The 6408-nt window shown below is 35.4% G+C and carries 9 protein-coding genes and 3 pseudogenes; 1 reads left to right on the top strand and 11 read right to left on the bottom strand.

Translation table 11 applies throughout. The features are described from left to right. The 8 genes and pseudogenes from R7M92_RS24520 to R7M92_RS24485 form a co-directional block, all read right to left on the bottom strand. Nucleotides 1-214: pseudogene (locus tag R7M92_RS24520) on the bottom strand (hypothetical protein); the annotation flags it as partial. 117 nt (nt 215-331) lie between these two features. Beyond that, on the bottom strand, nt 332-748 hold the full coding sequence (locus tag R7M92_RS24515; protein ID WP_318134536.1) for a hypothetical protein: 417 nt from the start codon (nt 746-748) through the stop codon (nt 332-334). A 1-nt stretch (nt 749) separates the two neighbouring features. Next, nucleotides 750-1310 carry a hypothetical protein gene (locus tag R7M92_RS24510; RefSeq protein ID WP_318134534.1) on the bottom strand — a complete coding sequence of 187 codons (561 nt, stop codon included), beginning with the start codon at nt 1308-1310 and terminating at the stop codon, nt 750-752. Between the two features lie 228 nt (nt 1311-1538). After that, complete coding sequence (locus R7M92_RS24505; protein WP_318134532.1) at nt 1539-2000, bottom strand: hypothetical protein; 462 nt, start codon at nt 1998-2000, stop codon at nt 1539-1541. Between the two features lie 490 nt (nt 2001-2490). After that, the gene (locus tag R7M92_RS24500) at nt 2491-2943 is read right to left on the bottom strand and encodes a hypothetical protein (protein WP_318134531.1); all 453 of its coding nucleotides are present in this window, start codon (nt 2941-2943) and stop codon (nt 2491-2493) included. Continuing rightward, nucleotides 2921-3100 carry a hypothetical protein gene (locus tag R7M92_RS24495; RefSeq protein ID WP_318134530.1) on the bottom strand — a complete coding sequence of 60 codons (180 nt, stop codon included), beginning with the start codon at nt 3098-3100 and terminating at the stop codon, nt 2921-2923. The genes R7M92_RS24500 and R7M92_RS24495 overlap by 23 nt, the downstream gene beginning before the upstream one ends. A gap of 29 nt (nt 3101-3129) precedes the next feature. Next, nucleotides 3130-3458, bottom strand: a pseudogene (locus tag R7M92_RS24490) (DUF4150 domain-containing protein); the annotation flags it as partial. 43 nt (nt 3459-3501) lie between these two features. Then, nucleotides 3502-3993: a hypothetical protein gene (locus R7M92_RS24485; RefSeq protein WP_318134528.1), complete on the bottom strand. Its 492-nt coding sequence runs from the start codon at nt 3991-3993 to the stop codon at nt 3502-3504. Between the two features lie 76 nt (nt 3994-4069). Between R7M92_RS24485 and R7M92_RS24480 the strand changes: the two genes are divergently transcribed. Continuing rightward, nucleotides 4070-4552 (top strand): hypothetical protein, encoded by a 483-nt coding sequence (locus tag R7M92_RS24480; protein ID WP_318134526.1) that lies wholly within the window; start codon nt 4070-4072, stop codon nt 4550-4552. Nucleotides 4553-4744: 192 nt separating this feature from the next. Here the strand turns inward: R7M92_RS24480 and R7M92_RS24475 are convergent, their stop codons facing one another. The 3 genes and pseudogenes from R7M92_RS24475 to R7M92_RS24465 form a co-directional block, all read right to left on the bottom strand. Then, on the bottom strand, nt 4745-5080 hold the full coding sequence (locus tag R7M92_RS24475; protein ID WP_318134524.1) for a hypothetical protein: 336 nt from the start codon (nt 5078-5080) through the stop codon (nt 4745-4747). Between the two features lie 228 nt (nt 5081-5308). Then, entirely contained in the window at nt 5309-5824 is a 516-nt protein-coding gene (locus tag R7M92_RS24470; protein ID WP_318134523.1) for an AHH domain-containing protein, read from the bottom strand. 3 nt (nt 5825-5827) lie between these two features. After that, a pseudogene (locus R7M92_RS24465) lies at nt 5828-6408 on the bottom strand (hypothetical protein); the annotation flags it as partial.

Raw genomic sequence — 6408 nt, 5'->3', positions numbered from 1 at the left:
TTGGCGCTGGACTAAACAAAGGCCCCCTTTTAGGGGGCTCACACAAAGCCACCTTCTTTAGAAGGTGGTAATTTACTGCTGCGAACTTTTTCACAAGCGGAATTGGTTGATTAGGATATGTAAATGCGTTGGATGGAACTGAATCAGAGAATTCATCCGGAAAATCATAAAGTGGTGTTTCAACAATTTGTCTAGCAAAGTAATAATCACTCATTTACAACCTCTGACGTACGTCTTTTACTCTTGCTCTATAGTTCAACAGGCATCATCGGTGTTTCAATCGTAGTATTAAATGAAAAATCACCATCAGATCCATTTCAAGGCTGGTCGTCTAGTAACGACCATATGGAGCTGTGCTATCATACCACACGTCAACGCATCCAGCTGACTTCAAGTCTTTAACGAAGTTCTCACTAATACATAATTCATTATTCTCGTTAAAAACAAAAGCATATTTTTCTTCTACTTCTAAATCTGTCAGGGTTGGAAATTGTAAAAGTTCAATTGTTTTATAATCATCGAACTGTCTATCATAATCGTCAGGGTGACTACCAAAATCAAAATAACTATCCCAAGTATCTTTTCCTTCTAACCAAAATTTATTTAGATTTTCTAAAACCTCTTCCCAAATTACAAACCGGACATTATTATCGAAAATAATATACAAGTCAGGATTCGAAAAAACCATACCTGGTCTTTTTTCTGGTAATAATTCACTAATATTATCTTTATTAAACTTGATATACATATCAACCGACCCACGTTTCATTAAAGTGTTCTATTGGTATAAATTCAACACCATTTGGAGCTTTTGATTCAATTTTTTTTACTATACTTTTGTGAAAAAATGTGTGTAACCCCCAAGCTGAATCTCTAAAAACCAGTCTTTTTTGAAGCGGAATCGTTGAAATCTTATGAGGATCAATAACGATTTTTTTCATACCTGAGATATTTCCGCGTTTGAACCTTTTGAATTCACTCTGTTCATGACAGATGACATCTAGTTCATTTGCTAACTGCAACATCATGAAATCATGTTCACCTTTATCAATTAATTTGATATGTATCCAGTTAGAACCATACAACTGTTCAACCTTCAAACTATTATATATATTTATAGATATGGAAAAATCAGGCTCCATTATAATATCTGGTATTATATACTTTTCGTATGGCTTATATTTTGCAAAAACAGGCACGGGTCTACATGGAAAGGTAAATATTGTGCTGTATACCGCTCCTTCATATTCATCAGGAACTGCATAAAACGGTGTAATTTGGTTTTCTTTTACGAAAAAATAATCACTCATGAGCCTAACTCTAACTTTCTAGGTTCCATTACCTCACCTAGTTTATTCCGAATAGTGTGTCTAGTTCCAGTAATATTAAGCCTATGGGGACATGCTTCTCTACTTTTTTCTCGCTTTCAATTTGACCACCTCCACATCCAACTTTTGAGCTCAGAGCATAGTCTTTACCAAAACTGGACATAGCCCAATGAAAGCCGTTTAGGTAATGAACTTGAAGCTCTGCATAATTTATGACATTTCCCATTCAACTGGCCAATCGGAAGCCTTTTGATACTTTACATATGAAAAACTCTTAACAGAATTTATTTTTTCCATAATTGATTTATGAAAAAAAACAACGATAGCTCCATAAGAGGGCTTGAATACCAACCTTTCCTCGATCGGTATTTCTGATAATAGCTCAAAGTTAAACCCCTTAACTTCATCCTCTATATCGATAATATTATAACAATGAAGATAAACAAACTCTTTATCTTTAATCTTAGCAGGAACAAGTGAGTTTTTGTATAGCGTTAATTCTGATAACACTGCTAGAAAACTCAAGTCAAATAACATCTCAGTGTTGACAGAAACATCAAATGGAGCCTCTATAGCGCTGAAACTCTTTAAGCTAATACATTCAAAGTTAACATGCATGGTTGTAGATATCGCTTTATCCATTGACAAGTTAAATCCACGTCCATCTTCCATGTTCCATGTTCCATGTTCACTACAAAGTTTACCTTTGAGTAATCATTTGATAGCACATAATATTCTTCAACAATTTTCATCACATCACACTTCTTACTTCTTACTTCTTACTTCTTACTTCTTAAACAATTAATAATAAGAAGGTTAAGCGTTCAACTTACGTCTTCTCTTACAAAATATTCAAAAAATTATATAAGTTTAAGTTTTATGCTCAAGAAAAAGCGCCTTTCGGCGCTTATTGTATTTGACTTATTTGGAAAACAGATCACAAGCTTAAGTGTCTATGCATCACCGTTACTGGTTTACAGCTAATTAATGCATTAACTAGAGCTTCAGATAAATACAACCCACTTTTCATCAATCTATAATAGTTCATTTATTTACCTATCTGCGTTTTGTTTCTCTCGAAGATGAGGAGAACCAATATCGCTTTTTGCTACAGAAGTACACCTACTTTGTCAGATAATCCATTGTTTAGAGCAGCGAAAAACTATAAATCTCCAAAGTCATCATCACTAAACATTGCAGCAGGTCCCCACTGGTCAACTCTTATGAAACCAACCCCGGTAAGATTTGCCGCTTTTAGAGCATCAACCACTGTTTCATGGAATCGAAATTGTGGTTTTTCTTGAAGTCGAAAAACGAGCCGTTCTTCTAAAGGCACCTTGTCTAACAGCGTTTCATCTAACGACAATGCTTCTAGGAAAAATCTATTATTCACATAAGTCCCATCAATGACTGAACGACCTTGATGTATAGTTCTATAGTTATTCCAAATATGCATCATGAAATAGTCCGACCAGACTTTGTCGCCGTTAGTCTCTTCTGTTGGATAAAAATCGCCCCCCTGCTGAAGCTCAAACGACAATAAAACCTGTCTAAATTTATCCGATACCATTTGTTCTGCAATTTCGTGGTAATCACAAGGGGAGAAGCTCTTCAAATACCCTAACCTTTCCCAAGCCTGTCACTTCACGTTTTAGGGAACGTTTTGCCATTAAGTGTCTTAATCCTTTATCAGAATCTTTAGTCTGCCCAAGCATATGAAAACCTTCATGGCCAAACTCACACAGTAAATAATATTGGTTATCGTATTTCATGTATTTTCCTATTCTAAGCATCTTTAGAAAGTGTTGGCTTTGTTCATGTCATTTGAGCGAACAGGCGACATACGCCCGTGCCTTCAAATTCAACCGTTGGTGAGGCTGAAAAGAATTTTGCTTCGGCTTCTATGGTGCCGGATGCGACGCCTTTTTTATCGCAGCCAGCATCACCAGTACTTTTTGAGAACGTACTGCCCTTGATAGCGACACTGTTACCGCCATCCATAGAGACTGTCGTAGTCCCACCAGCAAGGTCTGCTGATTTAGCATTATTGCCATAAGGGATAGGAACGACTGGCTTGCCGACCTTCGTAAAACAAACATCTGAGGGCGTTGCATTCGCTTGAACTACTATTTAAATATGGTGCCAAATGAAAAAAAGCGCCTTTCGGCGCTTATTATACACCTCTTATCCAAACGTCTTTGACGTCTTTTTCAAGAAGGTCAATCACACTTTGGTGAATGAAAACTAAGCCAAAATCTTCTTCTAGCTTAAATATTAATCGTTCTTCTAAGGGAATATTTTCTAGTTTAGAGAAATTAAACTCTGTTGATTCAATGTCTAGCCAGTTTAACTTCCCGTATTGTTTTTCTTTGTCCGTCAATTTATAAGTTTGATGGATGTAAGGCATACGATAATCTTCGTAAACTTTAATTTCATCATCAGATGGCTGGCTTGGAGAACAATCCACGCGAGCGTCTAACCACTCTACTCCGTGTACGACCAGTTTCTCCACTTTTGACGCAATATCGCTGATGATAAATAGCTTTGGAGAAAAGGTCATTTCCAAAAGCAAATCGGGCTCTACTGGAACTATTGGTTTAGGGCTTTGCTGGAATGGGAAGTCAATTAAACTTTTCTTAGATAAGATCTTATATTGTTTTTTCATAAATAATATGTTTGGGCGAAATTTTCTATTTATCTACGACTTACATGTAACTATAATACCACTGATTAATCGTATATTGTTTAAGGAAGCTCATATTATCGAAGTTAAGTGTTTAAAATTTACCTATTCAGCAAAATTACCAAAAAGTTCTGTTAGTAGCTACTCTTTTGATGGTAAATTCCTAGACTTGGTAGTCAATGATCATACTGTATCACCTTATTTAAAGTTAACCTCGACTAGCAATGATGTTTCTGAGTACTACTCATCGGACATGATTCATGGTTATATCGCAGATCTATTCAACATTGTCGATAGCAATGTAAAGGAAGCAGATAACTATATATATATCAATGCTATATTCACAATTGAATTCGGTCTTGACGATCAGATAACTCTTGATGCAAACGAATTTTTTTATTGCCAGGAAGAAGGAAACTATTCATATGAAGTAACAGGTTCTTTTACTAATTCAGATTGCCCTTCATTGGCAGAATCAATAGAAATCGACGCGATCATTGAATTAACCTCGAAGTTGAGCATAGCAGAAATGACTATGTAATATTAACTTCCTGGAATACTATGTCACTCTCTTCAAAGGTAGACATTAGCTGTTCATCCATTAAGATAGAGTATTCATCATCAATAAAAAATATTCTATCTTTTACACTAATTTCACTAGATAGTATAGATATCTTATTATAGGAGATAACATCACCGGACTTATAGTTTCAGACTCACTCAAGTTAATACATTATTTTACAGAGAATACTTTAAGATAATAATAAGATTTAATTTCAAACTCACCATCAGTTAATATAGTCGGTATTAATGATACATTATAACAATCCATTGACGATATTTTATTAGCAATTGTAGTATCTAATAAAAAACCATCGGCATACCGATATACTTTTTTCAAATTTTCTTCTAATATTTTTTCAGTAGAAAGAATAAGCAACTCATTAGCATAGGATGTAAGAACATCATATGCCACTTCGAATGTCCTAATATCTGTTTCTAAAAAATGAAATTCACTAGTGGCATAGTTTTCAGTTACTTCAAAAAATTTCTTACGTTGCTCAATCATAAGTTATCCTATTTTACTTATATATTTCGTATGAAGTTTTTAATCTTCCAGAAATCATACCTGACATTCTTGTGTGAAGGGGATCTTTATAAAAATTATGATTTCTATTACAGTTTACAGAACCACAGCCATCCCCTTGTGGAAGGAAATTGTCTCCATTTGGAGATACTTTTAATTTTCCAATAGTGATATCAAAATTAATTGTTTTTGACAAATTATCTATTCTATCTACAATTTCTTGGCATTTGTAATTCTTACATTTTTTATTTCCTTCCTTACTTTTCCACATACCATGAAATGATAACCTTTAGATATTTCTTTGCTCGAATTTTCACTAATGATCTTGTCGATATTCTTGGAAGGGATTAGGTTATCAACCGTTGACCAAGAGGCGTGGTTAGTTGTGTGATGTGGGACCCTAAGTTCACACGCAAGTGTATCTTTACTGGGTATTAATAAAAGATTCTTGGGGTGGTTAACGTTATAGCATGATTCACGAAGTATCTTCCTATACGTTTTGTTGATAAAGTCTAGTGACGATATTGATATTATGTGATGAGGGGTCAATATCCTCACAGGTAAATCTTTATTCTTTGAATTTGTAATCCAAGGGTGTTTTTGAACTTTATTACCAAACATTTCGCATATTGGAGCCCAGTTACTACTAAATTCTGAAAACCCCTTGGGAGATCGACCTGCATGTCTTTCTAGGTTTGATTTAGTCAGCTTATCCCATTTTCCCATAATCTATGCCTTTATAAATTTATGACCAATACATTGTGTTTTCAGTTTTCCAATCTCTTTATTACATATTTCACAACGGCCAGGTTTCATTTCCTTTTTCTCACTCTTACCTAAAATTCGAGCAAAAAGGTCATCAAACTCGCCCATCGCTTCTTTAAGCTTGTCCGGCACCATCTTATCGATGATTTTCACTTCATCCGCTAGCTTCAAGAAATACGTACCGAGCTCATCTGCACCCATTCTGTTTGCGTAAGACGCCAACTCAGTTGCCACTTCAATACAAGGTTTTAGAACATCACTAACAATCTGGCTGGTTTGTTTCGCGTAATCCATCCAATCTAACGTACGCAAGAATCTTTCTGGATCGCCTTTACCCATGCCTCTTAAAACAGCCAGCAAAGTATCTTTTGATGTTCCTTTTCCGCCTTTTAGCGCTACTTTACATGTCCCTTTGACTGCACTACCAAATGTCGGGACACAACCGATAAGCGTTAATGAAAGAGCCAACCAGTTTTCCGACTTTTCACGTTCTTCCTCATTCAACAACGTCATAATGTTCGCTGATAAATCGCGGACATCTGCTG

Source organism: Vibrio sp. Vb2880 (assembly GCF_033337975.1).
GTDB classification, from domain to species: domain Bacteria; phylum Pseudomonadota; class Gammaproteobacteria; order Enterobacterales; family Vibrionaceae; genus Vibrio; species Vibrio alginolyticus.
This window is presented reverse-complemented; position numbering and strand designations above follow the sequence as displayed.

What these genes read in the sequence shown, in the direction of transcription:
- R7M92_RS24515 (WP_318134536.1), bottom strand. Translation starts at nt 748, where the DNA reads ATGTATATCAAGTTTAATAAAGATAATATTAGTGAATTATTACCAGAA.
- R7M92_RS24510 (WP_318134534.1), bottom strand. Translation starts at nt 1,310, where the DNA reads ATGAGTGATTATTTTTTCGTAAAAGAAAACCAAATTACACCGTTTTAT.
- R7M92_RS24505 (WP_318134532.1), bottom strand. Translation starts at nt 2,000, where the DNA reads ATGGAAGATGGACGTGGATTTAACTTGTCAATGGATAAAGCGATATCT.
- R7M92_RS24495 (WP_318134530.1), bottom strand. Translation starts at nt 3,100, where the DNA reads ATGAAATACGATAACCAATATTATTTACTGTGTGAGTTTGGCCATGAA.
- R7M92_RS24485 (WP_318134528.1), bottom strand. Translation starts at nt 3,993, where the DNA reads ATGAAAAAACAATATAAGATCTTATCTAAGAAAAGTTTAATTGACTTC.
- R7M92_RS24475 (WP_318134524.1), bottom strand. Translation starts at nt 5,080, where the DNA reads ATGATTGAGCAACGTAAGAAATTTTTTGAAGTAACTGAAAACTATGCC.
- R7M92_RS24470 (WP_318134523.1), bottom strand. Translation starts at nt 5,824, where the DNA reads ATGGGAAAATGGGATAAGCTGACTAAATCAAACCTAGAAAGACATGCA.